General features: G+C 71.7%; 14 protein-coding genes. 9 read left to right on the top strand and 5 right to left on the bottom strand.

Annotation, left to right across the window (positions count from 1 at the left end; all coding sequences use genetic code 11):
• Positions 1-9 precede the first annotated feature (9 nt).
• On the bottom strand, positions 10-1,287 hold the full coding sequence (locus ACFWWU_RS09695) for an ABC transporter substrate-binding protein (RefSeq protein ID WP_384141514.1): 1,278 nt from the start codon (positions 1,285-1,287) through the stop codon (positions 10-12).
• A gap of 203 nt (positions 1,288-1,490) precedes the next feature.
• Between ACFWWU_RS09695 and ACFWWU_RS09700 the strand changes: the two genes are divergently transcribed.
• Both ACFWWU_RS09700 and purU read left to right on the top strand, forming a co-directional pair.
• The gene (locus tag ACFWWU_RS09700) at positions 1,491-1,934 is read left to right on the top strand and encodes a hypothetical protein (protein ID WP_384141892.1); all 444 of its coding nucleotides are present in this window, start codon (positions 1,491-1,493) and stop codon (positions 1,932-1,934) included.
• Between the two features lie 60 nt (positions 1,935-1,994).
• Positions 1,995-2,846, top strand: coding sequence for a formyltetrahydrofolate deformylase (purU, locus tag ACFWWU_RS09705; protein ID WP_384141517.1), 852 nt, complete (start codon positions 1,995-1,997; stop codon positions 2,844-2,846).
• Between the two features lie 89 nt (positions 2,847-2,935).
• Here the strand turns inward: purU and ACFWWU_RS09710 are convergent, their stop codons facing one another.
• Entirely contained in the window at positions 2,936-4,237 is a 1,302-nt protein-coding gene (locus ACFWWU_RS09710) for a maleylpyruvate isomerase N-terminal domain-containing protein (protein ID WP_384141520.1), read from the bottom strand.
• Positions 4,234-4,818, bottom strand: a complete 585-nt coding sequence (locus tag ACFWWU_RS09715; protein WP_384141522.1) for a sigma-70 family RNA polymerase sigma factor — start codon at positions 4,816-4,818, stop codon at positions 4,234-4,236. Before ACFWWU_RS09715 ends, ACFWWU_RS09710 begins: the two co-directional genes overlap by 4 nt.
• Positions 4,819-4,994: 176 nt before the next feature.
• Between ACFWWU_RS09715 and ACFWWU_RS09720 the strand changes: the two genes are divergently transcribed.
• Complete coding sequence (locus tag ACFWWU_RS09720) at positions 4,995-5,396, top strand: STAS domain-containing protein (protein ID WP_384141525.1); 402 nt, start codon at positions 4,995-4,997, stop codon at positions 5,394-5,396.
• On the opposite strand, the gene ACFWWU_RS09725 is transcribed toward ACFWWU_RS09720, so the two are convergent.
• Complete coding sequence (locus ACFWWU_RS09725; protein WP_384141528.1) at positions 5,368-6,912, bottom strand: class I adenylate-forming enzyme family protein; 1,545 nt, start codon at positions 6,910-6,912, stop codon at positions 5,368-5,370. The genes ACFWWU_RS09720 and ACFWWU_RS09725 overlap by 29 nt on opposite strands.
• Before the next feature lie 132 nt (positions 6,913-7,044).
• Between ACFWWU_RS09725 and ACFWWU_RS09730 the strand changes: the two genes are divergently transcribed.
• The 4 genes from ACFWWU_RS09730 (at position 7,045) to ACFWWU_RS09745 (ending at position 11,198) form a co-directional block, all read left to right on the top strand.
• On the top strand, positions 7,045-8,259 hold the full coding sequence (locus ACFWWU_RS09730; protein ID WP_384141531.1) for an amidohydrolase family protein: 1,215 nt from the start codon (positions 7,045-7,047) through the stop codon (positions 8,257-8,259).
• Positions 8,259-9,398 (top strand): acyl-CoA dehydrogenase family protein, encoded by a 1,140-nt coding sequence (locus tag ACFWWU_RS09735; RefSeq protein ID WP_384141534.1) that lies wholly within the window; start codon positions 8,259-8,261, stop codon positions 9,396-9,398. Before ACFWWU_RS09730 ends, ACFWWU_RS09735 begins: the two co-directional genes overlap by 1 nt.
• Before the next feature lie 8 nt (positions 9,399-9,406).
• Positions 9,407-10,402, top strand: a complete 996-nt coding sequence (locus tag ACFWWU_RS09740; RefSeq protein ID WP_384141537.1) for an acyl-CoA dehydrogenase family protein — start codon at positions 9,407-9,409, stop codon at positions 10,400-10,402.
• Between the two features lie 352 nt (positions 10,403-10,754).
• The gene (locus ACFWWU_RS09745) at positions 10,755-11,198 is read left to right on the top strand and encodes an ATP-binding protein (protein WP_384141540.1); all 444 of its coding nucleotides are present in this window, start codon (positions 10,755-10,757) and stop codon (positions 11,196-11,198) included.
• A gap of 173 nt (positions 11,199-11,371) precedes the next feature.
• On the opposite strand, the gene ACFWWU_RS09750 is transcribed toward ACFWWU_RS09745, so the two are convergent.
• The gene (locus tag ACFWWU_RS09750; protein ID WP_384141543.1) at positions 11,372-12,298 is read right to left on the bottom strand and encodes a cyclase family protein; all 927 of its coding nucleotides are present in this window, start codon (positions 12,296-12,298) and stop codon (positions 11,372-11,374) included.
• A gap of 100 nt (positions 12,299-12,398) precedes the next feature.
• Between ACFWWU_RS09750 and ACFWWU_RS09755 the strand changes: the two genes are divergently transcribed.
• Both ACFWWU_RS09755 and ACFWWU_RS09760 read left to right on the top strand, forming a co-directional pair.
• Positions 12,399-13,313: an SDR family oxidoreductase gene (locus ACFWWU_RS09755; RefSeq protein ID WP_384141546.1), complete on the top strand. Its 915-nt coding sequence runs from the start codon at positions 12,399-12,401 to the stop codon at positions 13,311-13,313.
• Positions 13,314-13,377: 64 nt separating this feature from the next.
• Positions 13,378-14,433 carry a Zn-dependent alcohol dehydrogenase gene (locus tag ACFWWU_RS09760; protein WP_384141549.1) on the top strand — a complete coding sequence of 352 codons (1,056 nt, stop codon included), beginning with the start codon at positions 13,378-13,380 and terminating at the stop codon, positions 14,431-14,433.
• The last annotated feature ends 29 nt before the right edge of the window (positions 14,434-14,462 follow it).

The raw sequence follows: 14,462 nt of genomic DNA on the forward strand, positions 1-14,462 counted from the left end.
GGGGCGCTGTTACGGGGCGCTGAGGACGGTCTCGCCGACGTCGACGAAGCCGGGCTTCTGCGCCACGAGCCGCCCCTTGCGGACCACCTGGAACGTCACCTCACGGTTGACGACCCGGATGAGGCCGGGGGCGCCGAGCAGGTCCTCGTACCTCCAGCGCAGGCTGGGGGTGAGGCCGCCGGTGTCGATGCGCGCGCCCCGGTCGAGGGCGTGGGTGATCTGCTCGGCGGTGATCCTGTCCTTGTCGAGGGTCTCGACGACCGACTTGAGGACCGTGTAGGCGATCCACGTGGTCTGGACGCCGGCGTCGGCCGGGTCGACGCGGTTGTCGGCGAAGGCGTGCTCCTGGATGACCTTGCGCATCGGCGCCCAGCTCTTGTCGGCCGCCTCCGGGTACCAGCCGGTGACGTACGCGCCCTCGAAGGGGCTGTGGGCGCCGCCGGTGCGGTCGATGACGGGCTGGGCGACGCTGCCGAGCACGGAGGAGATGCGGACGGGGTCGCCCTTCTTGCCGGAACCGCCGTTCTTCCCGTCCTCCGGGAGGCGCCGGAAGGAGTCGAAGAAGGTCTGGGTCCGCTCGCCGAGCACGGCGGTGACGCAGCCGCTCTCGTCGCCGGCCTTGTCGCGGGCCCGGCCGGCCTGCTCGGTGTACTCGGCGGCGTCCTCGACGGCCGGGATGTCGATCGCGCTGCGGTGACTCGCCTTGCGGAGGCCGGAGTTGAGGAGGTCGGGGAGCCGGTCGCCGGCGACGGTGTCGGGCCGGACGAGGGAGACCTTGCGGCAGGACTCGGCCAGCTGCATGCCGTGTCCGGCGATGAGCGAGGCCTGTCCGCCGTTGACGGGGTAGGAGAGCGAGCTGGTGAACTCGTCCTCCGAGATGCCGTAGCCACCGATGTACGGGACGCCGGCGGCTTCGAGCGGCGCCATGAACGCGCTGCCGTTCTGGCTGTACGAGCCGACGACCGCGACCGCGTTCTCGCGGACGGCACGGCGGGCGCAGGCGGCGGCGCCGGCGCTGGTGTTCTGTTCGTTGCAGGTGAGGACGCGGAGTTCGTGGCCGTCGATGCCGCCCTGGGAGTTGACCCAGCGGGCATAGGCCTGCGCCATCGCAGGCATTCCGGGCATGTTGGTCGCTTGGGTCTGGTCGGGTGCCCAGGTCATCACCGTGACGGGCTCCCTGGAGCCCCCCGTGGCCCCAGGGAGCACGCCACACCCGGTGAGCAGCGACGCTCCCGCCGCCGCGGTGGTGACGTACACGAGGAGTGAGGTCAGTCGCCTACCGGTCATGGGCATGCACATTTCCGCCTCACGGGTAACGCGGGAGTGAGCGCGGTTCAACGAAGGGTGACGTAAAGGTGAATTACGGGGGCCGGGCGGCGATGGGGAGGGGGCGAGTCCGCTTATTTGGCAAGGGAACGTACGATCGAAACGTGTCCAGTCCAGTCTCCGGTTCGGTTAACTCTTCCCGTCGCGGCCGTCGCTCCTCCACCATGGGCGGCATGCCGCTCAACGACATGCCGTGGTGGCGCTGGCGCATCAACGTGCGTTCCGCGCTGCACATGCTTTCCGACCCCGGGTTCCACGAGACGACCTGGCTGGCCGGCCAGGAGGGATACGGCGACGTCACCGACGCCGTCTACCGCCTCGTCGAGGACACCTGGCTCGACAACTGGTCCGCCGAGAAGTACGTGGGCGCGGTCTTCCGCGACACCGGCGAGGCCGCCCTCGTCGACCTCGCCGTGCTCCGCGTGCTGCGGATCATGCACCAGGTGGGCCCGGACGCGCCCGTCTCCGCGTACCTGGAGCACCAGGGCTGGCCCGAGGCCGTACGGGCCGCCCGCGAGGCACACGTACGGATGGCGCAGGCCGACGGGGAGGACCCCGACACGCCCCCGCGCTCCCTCGACGTGCTCAGTATCATGACCCGGTCCTGAGCCGTTCCGCCTGCCGGACGGTGGCTCTCGCGAGCCTCCCCGGTATGGCAGGCTGACGGGATGACCGACCAGTACGTCCTCACCCTCTCGTGCCCGGACAAAAAGGGCATCGTGCACGCCGTGTCGAGCTACCTGTTCATCACCGGGTGCAACATCGAGGACAGCCAGCAGTTCGGGGACCGCGACACGGGTCTCTTCTTCATGCGGGTCCACTTCTCGGCCGAGGCCCCGGTGAACCTGGAGAAGCTGCGCGCGAGCTTCACGGCGGTCGGGGACTCCTACGGCATGGACTGGCAGATCCACCTCGCCGACCAGCGCATGCGGATCGTGCTCATGGTCTCCAAGTTCGGGCACTGCCTGAACGACCTGCTGTTCCGCTCCCGGATCGGCGCGCTGCCGGTGGAGATCGTCGCCGTCGTCTCCAACCACACGGACTTCGCGGAGCTCGTCGGCTCGTACGACATCCCGTTCCGCCACATTCCGGTCACCAAGGACACCAAGGCCGAGGCGGAGGCGGAACTCCTCGACCTGGTCCGCGAGGAGAACGTCGAGCTGGTCGTCCTCGCCCGCTACATGCAGGTGCTCTCCGACGACCTGTGCAAGCAGCTCTCCGGCCGCATCATCAACATCCACCACTCCTTCCTGCCGAGCTTCAAGGGCGCCAAGCCCTACCACCAGGCGCACGCGCGCGGTGTGAAGCTGATCGGCGCGACCGCGCACTACGTGACGGCCGACCTCGACGAGGGCCCGATCATCGAGCAGGAGGTCGAGCGCGTGGGCCACGAGGTGACCCCGGACCAGCTGGTCGCCGTGGGCCGCGACGTGGAGTGCCAGGCACTGGCCCGCGCGGTGAAGTGGCACGCGGAGCACCGCATCCTCCTGAACGGCCGCCGCACGGTCGTCTTCGCGTAGCTCCGCAGCGCGTCACGGACGGCGCGTAGCTCCGCAGCGCGTCACGGACGGCGCGTAGCTCCGCAGCGCGTCACGGACGGCTGAGGGAGTCACAGGCGACTCAGGGACGCCGCCGCCGACAGGACGTCGCGGATGGCCTCCCGGTCACCGTCCTGGCCGGCCGCGGCCTCCTCCGGCGAGATGTGCCCGGCCACCAGCTGGCAGAACTCCACCCCGTCCATCGCCACCTGCGCCACCGCCCGGTCCGGCGAGGCGATCGCCGCCGGGGAGTCGAGCGCGATGTACCAGTGGCCGCCGCCCGCCCCCTCGACCTCCAGGTGGAGCGAGCGGCCGGGCGCGCCCGCCGTCGCGAGGTGCCGGGCCGGGGCCGCGAGGCCGCTGCGGCGGCGTCCGGCGAGGGCCGCCGGGAGCAGCCGGACCGCCAGGTCGATCATGCCGTGGAGATGGGCGCCGCTCGGCGGGGCGTACGGGTACGCCACCGCGTTGGCGATGTCGTCCGCGTGCACCCAGCACTCGAAGGCCCGCTCCAGGAGCGAGTCCCGCAGCGGCAGCGCGAAGTCCTTGTAGGTGACCGTGAGGTCGCCCACACCGCGGCCAGCGAACGAGACCGTGCGGATCAGGGCGTGCGACTGGTCCCGCCAGGGCCCGCGCAGCGCGCGGTTCGGCGGCCGGTCGAGCGCCGACCAGAACGCCTCGGTCCGCTCCGTCGGCGAGAGCTCGGGCACTCCCGAGCCCAGCGGGTCCTTGATGCCGAGCGCCGAGGTCACCAGACCGTCCACGGCCAGGAGGTGGCCGATGACCCCGGCGACGGTGGTCTTGCGGCGCACGATGTGGTCGTCCTCGAACCACTTGAGCCGCACCGGGGCGTGCCACTCCGACTCGCCGATGTCCCGCAGCAGCGCGTCGAGCCGGGCGGTCTCCGCGTCGTACGGGGTGACCCACTCGGGCACCGGTACGCGGGCGGGGCGGCGGCCCAGGCAGTTCTCCAGGACCCGGGAGCGCAGCAGCGGGTCGAGGTCCAGGTCGCGGTCCTCGTGGAGCAGGGCGACGGCGTCCCGCAGCCGCAGGGCCTCCTCGGCGCAGGGCGCGCACTCGGTGAGGTGGTCCTCGACGGCCTTCGTCTCCCCGGCGGAGCAGGCCGAGAGCGCCCAGGCCCCGAGGAGCGACTTGAGTACGCGGTGGGTCAGCTGCGGCACGTCCGGCTCGGCCGGTTCCCCGTCGACCGACGGGACCTCCAGGGCCTCGAAGACCTCCGGGCCCTTCGCCGGGTCCGCCGCAGGGCCCGTCGTGGGGTCGGCCGTCAGGTCCGCGTGGTCGTCCGCCGACCGGCGCGGTCCCGGTATCCACGGGGCGCGTGCGACGTCGTCAGCGTCGCCGTTCGCCCCCGTCACAGCGTCCGCCCGTAGCCGCCGGGCGGTGAGGAGCCCTCCAGGGAGCGGGTGTTCGCCGAGGAGAGCAGCTGGAGCCCGAGCCGGAGGCGCCGCCGCGCCTCGTCCTCCGTGACTCCGAGGTCGGCCGCGGTCTGGCGGTAGTCCCGCCGCTGGAAGTAGGCCAGTTCGAGCGCGGCCCGCAGCGGCGCCGGCATGGAGGTCACGATGTAGTCCGCGCGGGCCGCGACGGAGGCCCGCCGCACCTTCTGCTCCAGCTCCTCGGCGGAGCCCTGCCCGGTCTCCGCGTACGCCGTCGCCTCGGCCTGCCGCAGCCGGTGGACGGCCTGCCGCTGGGTCAGCCGGGCGACCCACGACCGCATGTTCCCCTGCTTGGGGTCGTAGTCGTCGGGGTTCTCCCAGATGTAGCCGAAGACCTCGCGGGTGACCTGGTCGGCTGCGTCGTCGTCGTCGAGCACCCGGTGGGCGAGGCTGTGCACGAGCGAGGCGAACCGGTCGTAGAACTCGCCGAGCGCGGCGGCCTCCCCGGCGGCGAGCCGCTGCTGCATCTTGCGGTCCCAGCGCGGTGGTGTCTCCATCGCCATGCGAATCCTCCGTCCCCTGCCGGCCCTTGAGTCCTCGTCCTCCAAAGTAATGCGCCGCGCCGACAACGCACGCCTGTTTGCCGCAAGTGCGCCCTTGACGCGGGTCTGGATGGTAAGGAAAGCGCCATACCTCGGTGAAGGGGTTTCGGCCTGTGGTGTCGGGGCAGGCGGCGACCGTGACGACGATCGAGGTCGACGAGGACGAGCAAGGCCCCTGGACGGTGCTGAGCATCCGGGGGGAACTGGACCTGGTCACCTCCCCCCGGATACGCCGCCGCGTCCACGACGCCGTCGCGGGCGGCCGCCACGACCTGGTGATAGACCTGTCCGCCGTGCGCTTCTGCGACTCCAGCGGTGTCGGCGTCCTGATCGCCGCCCGCCGCCTCCTCCGCTCCTGCGGCGGCCGTCTCCGCCTGATCCTGCCCGAAGCGGGGATCGACGGCGGGGTCGGCGGCGGGATCGGCGGCGGTGACGGTCATGTCGAGCGGGTGCTGTCCGCCCTCGGCGTCCGGCGGCTCTTCGACGTGTACGGGGACGTCCCGGCGGCGGTCACAGCGATGGGCCGAACCGTTCCCTGAGCCGGTATTTGAGCACCTTGCGCAGGGTCTCGTTGCGGGGGAGGGCGTCCACGACCTCCAGTTGTTCCGGGAGTTTGTGGACGGAGAGGCCGGCCTCGCGGAGGAAGGCGGTGACCGTCCCCAGACTCAGCGGGGCGGCGCCCGGGGGCTGCTCGACGACCGCGCAGACGCGCTCGCCGCGCTCGGGGTCCGGGAGGCCTATGACGGCCGCGTCGCCGACGTCCGGGTGGCCGTGGAGGAGGTCCTCGATCTCCTTGGCCGAGATGTTCTCTCCCTTCCGGATGATGATGTCCTTGATCCGGCCGGTGAGGACGAGGTGGCCGCTCGGGGTCAGGTGTCCCACGTCCCCCGTGATGAGGAAGCCGTCCTCGTCGAAGGCGGCCGCGGTCTGCGCCGGGTCCAGGTAGCCCTGGCAGACGGCCTCGCCGCGGAGCCGGACCTCGCCGTCGCCGGTCCCGGTGCCGGTCCCGATGCCGTCGCCGACGATCCGGATCTCCATGCCGGCGGGCGGCCGGCCCTCGGTGGTCGCGAGGTTCTCGACGGTGTCGTCGGGGTCGCCCATCGTGATCATCGGGACCTCGGTCATGCCGTACCCGTGGGTGAGCTGGCAGCCCAGCTCCTTCCGCACCGCGTGGTAGACCTCCGGCGGCTTCGGCGCCCCGCCGCCCGCGAGCAGCCGCAGGGTGGGGATGACCGGCTCGTCCGGGCGCTTGCGCTGTTCGGCGAGGAACATCGCGTAGAAGGCGGTCGAGCCGCCGGCGACGGTCACGCCGTGCGCCCGGTACTCGTCGAGCGCCTCGGGCAGGGCGAACTGTTCGAACATGACGGCGGGGAATCCGTACAGCAGGAGCATCACCGTGTAGTCGGGCCCGGCGATGTGCGCGTAGGGGAAGGCCATCGAGCCGACGTCCCCGTCCGTCAGGCGCAGGGCGTGGGCGAGGCAGGAGCCGCCGGCGAGGAGCGAGCGGTCGGTGTGCAGGACGCCCTTGGGGTCGGAGGTCGTGCCGGAGGTCCAGTAGATCCAGCGGACGTCCGTCCCCGAGGAGGGCGGCGGCGGCAGGAGCCCCGGGTCGCCGTCCGGGAGCGAATCGGGGCCGTACGCCTCGAAGATCCCGCGCGCGCCGAGCCGCCGCGCCATCTCCGTGTGGTCGAATCCGCGCCACACCCCGGGGACGGCGAAGTACTCGGCCTTCGACTCGCGCAGCGCGAAGCCGACCTCCTTGTCCCGGTAGAAGGGGATGACCGGCGTCTGTACGGCGCCGATGCGGGCGAGCGCGAAGGAGAGCACCGCCGTCTCGATCCGGGTGGGCAGCTGCCAGGCGACGACCGTGCCCGGCCGCACCCCCATCCCGTACAGCCCGGCGGCGCAGCGTTCGGCGCGCTCGCGCAGCCCGCCGAAGGTGAGGACGCGGTCGCCCTGGAGCAGGACGGGCCGGTCGGGGGTGAGGGCGGCGCGGCGTTCGACGAGCTCCCAGAGCGTGCGGGAATCACCCAGGGCGTGTGCGGTCTCGGTCATCCGTACCCCTCTTGGCTGACGTTCCGTCAGATTCTTCGGCGAGCGTAGAGGTCACCTGCTTGTCGGTCCAGGGGTGCGGGGCCTAGCCTGATCCCGTCAGATCTGACGGTCCATCAGAAACCTGGAGGGGTCATGACGGAACTGCCCCGCATCATCAGCGTCGACGACCACGTGATCGAACCGGCCCATCTCTTCGAGACCTGGCTCCCCAAGAAGTACCGCGACCGCGGTCCCCAGCCCCTCACGGCCGGTATCGGCGAGCTCGCCTACGTCGCCGGCAAGTACCAGATCACGATGGACCCCGAAGGGCCGCCCACCGACTGGTGGATCTACGAGGACCTCAAGTTCCCGTACAAGCGCAACATCGCCGCCGTCGGCTTCGACCGCGACGACATGACCCTGGAGGGCATCACCAGGGAGGAGATGCGGCGCGGCTGCTGGGACCCGGCGGCCCGTCTGAAGGACATGGACCTCAACCACGTCGAGGCCTCCCTCTGCTTCCCGACCTTCCCGCGCTTCTGCGGCCAGACCTTCGCGGAGGCCCAGGACAAGGAGGTGGCCCTCGCCTGCGTCCGCGCCTACAACGACTGGATGGTCGAGGAATGGTGCGGCGGCAGCGGCGGGCGGCTGATTCCGCTGTGCATCATCCCGCTCTGGGACATCGACCTCGCCGTGGCCGAGATCCGGCGCAACGCCGCCCGCGGCGTCAAGGCCGTCACCTTCTCCGAGATCCCCACCCACCTCGGACTCCCCTCGATCCACTCCGGCTACTGGGACCCCTTCTTCGCCGTCTGCCAGGAGACCGGGACGGTGGTCAACATGCACATCGGGTCGAGTTCCCAGATGCCGGCCGCCTCCCCCGACGCGCCGCCCGCCGTCCAGGCCGCCCTCAGCTTCAACAACGCCATGGCCTCGATGATGGACTTCCTCTTCAGCGGCGTGCTCGTGAAGTTCCCCAGGCTGAAGCTCGCCTACAGCGAGGGCCAGATGGGGTGGATCCCGTACGCCCTCGAACGCGCCGACGACGTGTGGGAGGAGCACCGCGCCTGGGGCGGCGTCCGCGACCTCATCCCCGAGCCGCCGTCCACGTACTACTACCGGCAGATCTTCTGCTGCTTCTTCCGCGACAAGCACGGGATCGCGTCCCTGGACGTCGTCGGGAGGGACAACGCCACCTTCGAGACCGACTACCCGCACGTCGACTCGACGTTCCCGCACACCAAGGAGGTCGCCCTCGACCACGTCCAGGGCCTCGACGACGAGACGATCTACAAGCTCATGCGCGGCAACGCCATCCGCATGCTGGATCTGGACTTCGACCGGGGCGTGACCCGGGGAGTCGTCTGATGGACCTCGCGTACAGCGACGAGGAGGAGGAGTTCCGGGGGCGGTTGCGGGAGTGGCTGGCCGCCACCCTGCCCACGCTCCCGGCCAAGCCCGACCCGCTCGACTGGCCGGCCCGGCGCGCGTACGACTGCGGCTGGCAGCGCCGGCTGTACGACGCCGGGTACGCGGACGTCCACTGGGACGCGTCACCGACGCAGCGGCTGATCTTCCTGGAGGAGACCGAGCTCGCCGGCGCGCCCTACGTCGGCGCCAACTTCGTCGGGCTGCTGCACGCCGGGCCGACGATCGCCGCCGAGGGGACGGCGGAGCAGCGGGACCGCTGGCTGCCGCCGGTCCTGCGCGGCGACGAGGTCTGGTGCCAGGGCTTCAGCGAGCCCGACGCCGGCTCCGACCTGGCCTCCCTCCGCACGCGGGCGGTCCGGGACGGGGACGCGTACGTCGTCAGCGGGCAGAAGATCTGGACCTCGCACGCCGAGGTCGCCGACTGGTGCGAACTCCTCGTCCGGACGGATGCGGGGCCGGGGGTGTCCAAGCACCGGGGCATCAGCTGGCTCGCCATGCCCATGGACGCGCCCGGCGTCACCGTACGGCCGCTGCGGACGCTCGCGGGCTCGACGGAGTTCGCCGAGACGTTCCTCGACGAGGTGCGGGTGCCCGTCGAGAACCGGGTCGGGGAGGAGAACGACGGCTGGCGCGTCACCATGGTGACGCTGTCGTTCGAACGCGGCACCGCGTTCGTCGGCGAGGTCGTCGCCTGCCGCCGCCTCCTCGGCGAACTCGCCCGTACGGCACGGGAGAACGGCACCTGGGACGACCCCGTCCTGCGGCGGCGGCTCGGCAGGCTCTCCGCCGAGTTCCAGGCGCTGTGGCGGCTCACCCAGGCGAACGTCAGCGAGGCGCAGGCGACGGGTGGGGTGCCGGGGGCCGGCGGGTCCGTCTTCAAGCTGCACTACTCGCACGCGCGCCAGGAGCTGTACGAGGCCGCTGCCGGTGTGCTGGGGCCCGACGCGCTCGACCTCGGCCGCGACTGGACCCTCGACCGGCTGTCCTCGCTCTCGTACACGATCGCCGCCGGCACCTCCCAGATCCAGCGCAACATCGTCGCCGAGCGCATCCTCGGCCTCCCGAAAGGACGGTGACCGCGGCCATGGACTTCCGACTCACCGAGGACCAGCGGGCGCTGCGGAAGGGTGTACGCGAGCTGCTCGCGCGGCTCTTCGACCGGGAGGCCCTGCGGGCCGCCGTGGAGGCGCCTTCTCTGGACCGGGAGCTGTGGCGGGAGCTCGGCGCGGCCGGGTTCTTCGCGCTGCGGCTGCCGGAGGAGGAGGGCGGGGTGGGGCTCGGGCCGGCGGAGGCGGTGCTCGTCTTCGAGGAGGCGGGGCGGGTGCTGCTGCCGGGGCCGCTCGTTGCCACGCATGTGGCCGCGGGGGTCGTGCCGGGAGCTGCGGAGGGTTCCACCGTCGTGACGGAGGTGGACGAGGGGCTGGTCCCGTGGCTGGACGAGGCGGACGTGGTGCTGGGGGAGGTGGAAGGCGCCGTCCCGTTGAGGTCGGTCGATCCGCTGACGCCCCTGCACAAGGTGCCGGGGCTCGTGGGCGCCGGGAACGGGGGCGGAACGCGCCCGCAAGGGCGCCGTTCCGTTGTGCCCACCCTCCCCCAGAGGGGGGACCCCCACGCCCCGGCGGAACGCGTGCCCACAACGGGGGTGGTGGACACGGCGGACGTCCTGCCCGCAACGGAGATCGCCGTCCTGCTCACCGCCGCCGAGCAGGTCGGGAGTGCCGGGCGGACCACCGAGATGGCTGTCTCGTACGCGCGGGAGCGGGAGCAGTTCGGGCAGGTCATCGGGGGGTTCCAGGCGGTCAAGCACCTCTGCGCCGGGATGCTCGTGCGGGCCGAGCTCGCCCGGGCCGCCGTGCGGGCCGCCGCCGTGACCGGCGATCCCGTCGAGATCGCCGGGGCCAAGCTCCTCGCCGACGAGGCCGCCACGGGGAACGCCCGGGACTGCCTCCAGGTGTACGGCGGCATGGGCTTCACCTGGGAGGCGGACGTGCACCTGCACCTCAAGCGGGCCTGGGTGCGGGCGGAGCTGCGACTGCCCGCCGCGCGGGCCGAGGAGGTGGTGGCGGCTCATCTCCTGTAGCGCTCCGCGTTCGACGCGTCACGGAATGTTGATACCGGGTTGTGTCCTTCGGCGGGGCCGTCACGGCCTGGAGTCGGTCTCCGGCTCCGGTACTCTCCGTGGGATGCGCGTGCTCGTGGGCCCGGTTCGTCCCGGTGTCGCCCCTGTGGTGACTCCGGGCCCGGGGATGCCCGCCGTTCGCGCCCGGCGTTCGACTACCCGCAGAGTGCGTCGCACAGTATGGGCTATGCGTACTCCTTCGCGCTGGAATATGCCCGAAGCGCTTGTTGCGGTGACTGTACGTCAACCATGCTGTCCCACAAGGGAATCACGTTCCGTGAAGGTGTGTCCGCCGGTTCGGATGGTGTGAGCGGTGCAGGTGCTTCAGGTGCAGTTGGAGGTCGGGCCCGACCCGGCGGAAGTGGGACGAGCCCGGAGGTGGGCGCGGTCGCGGCTCGCCGGTTCGGGCATAGAGGACGACGAGCCGCTGGCGGAGACGCTGGTGCTGATCATCTCCGAGCTCGTGACCAACGCCGTGGTGCACACGGGCTGCCCGGCCGTGCTGCGGATGCTGTTCGCGGCGGAGGGCGGGGTGCGCGTCGAGGTGGCGGACGCGAGCGACCGCCCGCCGCAGCCCCGGCACGCGGCGGGCGAGGACACCAACGGGCGCGGCCTGGAGCTGGTGGACGGCCTCGCGGACCGGTGGGGCTGGCAGCCCGAAGGCGCCGGCAAGAGCATCTGGTGCGAGGTGGACCGGGCGCCGGTGGCCCCCGCGCACGGCCAGGGCGCGGTGTCGCTCGGCCGGGTGCACTGTTGACGGTTCGTTCCGTTTTGCCCACTCTGGTGTGAGCGATTCGTGGCGAGGGGAGTCGAGGGTGCCGTGTGCCGCCCTCGGCGTGTGCGGGTCGTGGCCGGGTGGCGGCGCGGCCGTGCCGTGCTCGGGGTGCGCGCGAGCGCGCCGCCGCCCGTGAACAGGTGGACGTACAGCGGTCAGAGGATCGCTATCGGGGCCACCGGTGTGCCCGTGCCGCCGACGAAGGGCTCCGGCATCGCGGAGAGCAGGAAGGCGTAGCGCCGCTCTTGTGCACAGGCTGTGGACAGTTCTTCGAGATTCCAGTTCTGCCCCTGGAGCATCCCCATCTCGACGAGGTCGAGGGCGTGGACGGGCAGCCAGAGGTCGTCGATCTCCGGCGGGAAGATCTCGAAGGTGAGGGTGTCGTTGGCGACGGCCGCGACGTCCCGGGCGTGGAACCACTCCGGCGTACGGACCGAGAGTCCCGGTGACGGGAAGGCGTACCCGTGCTTGTCCCCGGCCAGGTACACCTGCATCTGCCCCGTCCGTACGAGGACGATGTCGCCGGACCGGACCGTGACCGCGCCGAACTCGGCGGCCTCGTCGAGGTCTTCGGGGGTGACGGCGTGGTCGCCGGGCAGCCGGTCGACGCCCTTGGCGGCGGCCACGTCGAGCAGGACCCCCCGCGAGACGACCTGGCGGGCGGTGTGGATGCCGCTGAACTCGGCGCGGCCGTGTGCGGTGATGGTGTCGGCGGGGCGGCCGTTGTAGATCCGCCCGGAGTGCGAGGCGTGCGTCAGCGCGTCCCAGTGGGTGCCGGCCTGGAGGCCGAGGGTCACGGCGTCGTCGCTGGTGGCGACCGTGCCGGGGCCGAACAGCTCCTGGTTGACCTGGAGCATGACGTGGAGCGGATTGACGCGGCCGGGAATCATGCCGGTCTGGACGCCGTCCTGCTTGAGGTCGACGGCGAGGGGGACGCGGCGGCCGGTGCGGACGGTGGCGACGGCCTCGCGTACGACCTCGTCGGTGACGAGGTTGAGCGTGCCGATCTGGTCGTCCTGGCCCCAACGGCCCCAGTTGTTGACGCGTTTGGCGATCTCGTGAAATGCGGCGGGCAGAGACATCGGGGCCTCCGGGGTCTTGTTTTCCGGTATCTGACGGACCGTAGAATCCTGACGACGAATGAATCTAACGGACCGTCAGAAACTGTGGGAGGGGCCGGGCATGGGGAACTTCTTGGCTGGCAGGGTCGTGGCCGTCACGGGCGCGGGGCGGGGCATCGGCCGCGCGGTCGCCCTCGCGTGCGCGGCGGAGGGCGCGAAGGTCGTCGTGAACGACTACGGGGTGTCCATCGAGGGCGGCGAACCGACCTCGGAGATCGCCCTCTCCGTCGTGAAGGAGATCGAGGCGGCCGGCGGTGCGGCCGTCGCCGTCGCCGACGACATCTCGACGATGGAGGGCGGACAGCGGATCGTGGACGTCGCCCTCGCGGAGTACGGGCGGATCGACGGCGTCGTGTGCGTGGCGGGCATCCTGCGCGAGCGGATGCTCTTCAACATGTCCGAGGAGGAGTGGGACCCGGTCGTCGCCACCCACCTCAAGGGCACGTTCACCGTCTTCCGCGCCGCCTCCGCGGTGATGCGCAAGCAGGGCACGGGCACACTGATCGGCTTCACCAGCGGCAACCACCAGGGCTCCGTGGCGCAAGCCAACTACTCGGCGGCGAAGGGCGGCATCATCTCGCTCGTACGGAGCGCCGCCCTCGGGCTCCACAAGTACGGGGTCACCGCGAACGCGGTCGCGCCCGTGGCCAGGACCCGGATGTCCGCGAACGTCCCGATGGAGCTGAAGGAGATCGGGGAGCCGGAGGACGTGGCGGCGCTCGTCGTCTACCTGCTCTCGGAGCGGGCCAGGGCGGAGAAGATCACCGGCCAGGTGTACACGATCGCCGGCCCGAAGATCGCGGTGTGGGCGCAGCCCAGGGAGCTGCGCGCCGGGTACGCGGAGGGCGGCGCGTGGACGCCGGAGCGGATCGCGGACTTCCTGCCGGGGACGGTCGGCGTCGACCCGATGCCGATGCTGGCGCGGCTTGAGGAGATGGCCAAGGCGGCGGCGGAGGGCTCGCGCCCGAACGCGTAACACGTCACACGTGACCCGCATCGCGTGACGCGTACAGATTTGCCCCGAGACGAGGAGCTGGCTCATGCGTGGTGTCGTGTTCGACGGGAAGTCCGTGCAGGTCGTCGACGATCTGGAGGTACGGGCGCCCGGGCCCGGGGAGGTGCTCGTCGGGATCGCCGCCGCCGGGCTGTGCCACAGCGACCTGTCCGTCGTCGACGGGACCATTCCGTTCCCGCCGCCCGTCGTCCTCGGCCACGAGGGCGCCGGTGTCGTCGAGGCCGTCGGCCCCGGCGTCAGCCACGTCGCCCCCGGCGACCACGTCGCCCTCTCCACCCTCGCGAACTGCGGCGCCTGCGCCGACTGCGACCGCGGCCGGCCCACCATGTGCCGCAAGGCGATCGGCATGCCGGGTCAGCCGTTCTCGCGGGCGTCGACCGGGCAGGCGCTGTTCCAGTTCGCGTCCAACTCCTCCTTCGCCGAGCGGACCGTCGTCAAGGCCGTCCAGGCCGTGAAGATCCCGAAGGACATCCCGCTGACCTCCGCCGCCCTCATGGGCTGCGGCGTCCTCACCGGCGTCGGGGCCGTACTCAACCGCGCGAAGGTCGACCGCGGCGAGACCGTCGTCGTCATCGGCACCGGCGGCATCGGCCTCAACGTCATCCAGGGCGCCCGGATCGCCGGCGCCCCGACGATCGTCGCCGTCGACACCAACCCGGAGAAGGAGGCCGTGGCCCGGCGGTTCGGCGCCACGCACTTCCTCGCCTCCACCGACGGCGTACGGGAGGTCCTGCCCACCGGCGCCGACCACGTCTTCGAGTGCGTCGGGCACACCGGCCTGGTCCGTACCGCGATCGAGCTCCTCGACCGGCACGGCCAGGCGATCCTCCTCGGCATGACCGCCCCCACGGCGGAGGCGAGCTTCCCGCCCGCCGCGATGTTCCTGGACAAGTCGATCCTGGGCTGCCGCTACGGCTCCTCCCGCCCCCAGAAGGACATCGCCCTCTACGCGGAGCTGTACCGCTCCGGCAGCCTCCTCCTCGACGAACTGGTGACGCGGACGTACCCCGTGGAGGAGTTCGCGCGCGCCGTCGAGGACGCGGAACAGGGGAAGGTGGCGCGGGGGGTGCTCACCTTCTGAGGCGCGGGGCCGCAGAAGGTGGCGCGGGG

Origin of the sequence: Streptomyces sp. NPDC058650 (assembly GCF_042717315.1) — a bacterium.
Classification (GTDB): Bacteria; Actinomycetota; Actinomycetes; order Streptomycetales; family Streptomycetaceae; genus Streptomyces.

Bases quoted from the DNA above. Each gene is read 5' to 3' on its own strand.
- ACFWWU_RS09695 (WP_384141514.1), bottom strand. From the start codon at position 1,287: ATGACCGGTAGGCGACTGACCTCACTCCTCGTGTACGTCACCACCGCG.
- ACFWWU_RS09700 (WP_384141892.1), top strand. From the start codon at position 1,491: ATGGGCGGCATGCCGCTCAACGACATGCCGTGGTGGCGCTGGCGCATC.
- purU (WP_384141517.1), top strand. From the start codon at position 1,995: ATGACCGACCAGTACGTCCTCACCCTCTCGTGCCCGGACAAAAAGGGC.
- ACFWWU_RS09715 (WP_384141522.1), bottom strand. From the start codon at position 4,818: ATGGCGATGGAGACACCACCGCGCTGGGACCGCAAGATGCAGCAGCGG.
- ACFWWU_RS09725 (WP_384141528.1), bottom strand. From the start codon at position 6,912: ATGACCGAGACCGCACACGCCCTGGGTGATTCCCGCACGCTCTGGGAG.
- ACFWWU_RS09730 (WP_384141531.1), top strand. From the start codon at position 7,045: ATGACGGAACTGCCCCGCATCATCAGCGTCGACGACCACGTGATCGAA.
- ACFWWU_RS09735 (WP_384141534.1), top strand. From the start codon at position 8,259: ATGGACCTCGCGTACAGCGACGAGGAGGAGGAGTTCCGGGGGCGGTTG.
- ACFWWU_RS09740 (WP_384141537.1), top strand. From the start codon at position 9,407: ATGGACTTCCGACTCACCGAGGACCAGCGGGCGCTGCGGAAGGGTGTA.
- ACFWWU_RS09750 (WP_384141543.1), bottom strand. From the start codon at position 12,298: ATGTCTCTGCCCGCCGCATTTCACGAGATCGCCAAACGCGTCAACAAC.
- ACFWWU_RS09755 (WP_384141546.1), top strand. From the start codon at position 12,399: ATGGGGAACTTCTTGGCTGGCAGGGTCGTGGCCGTCACGGGCGCGGGG.
- ACFWWU_RS09760 (WP_384141549.1), top strand. From the start codon at position 13,378: ATGCGTGGTGTCGTGTTCGACGGGAAGTCCGTGCAGGTCGTCGACGAT.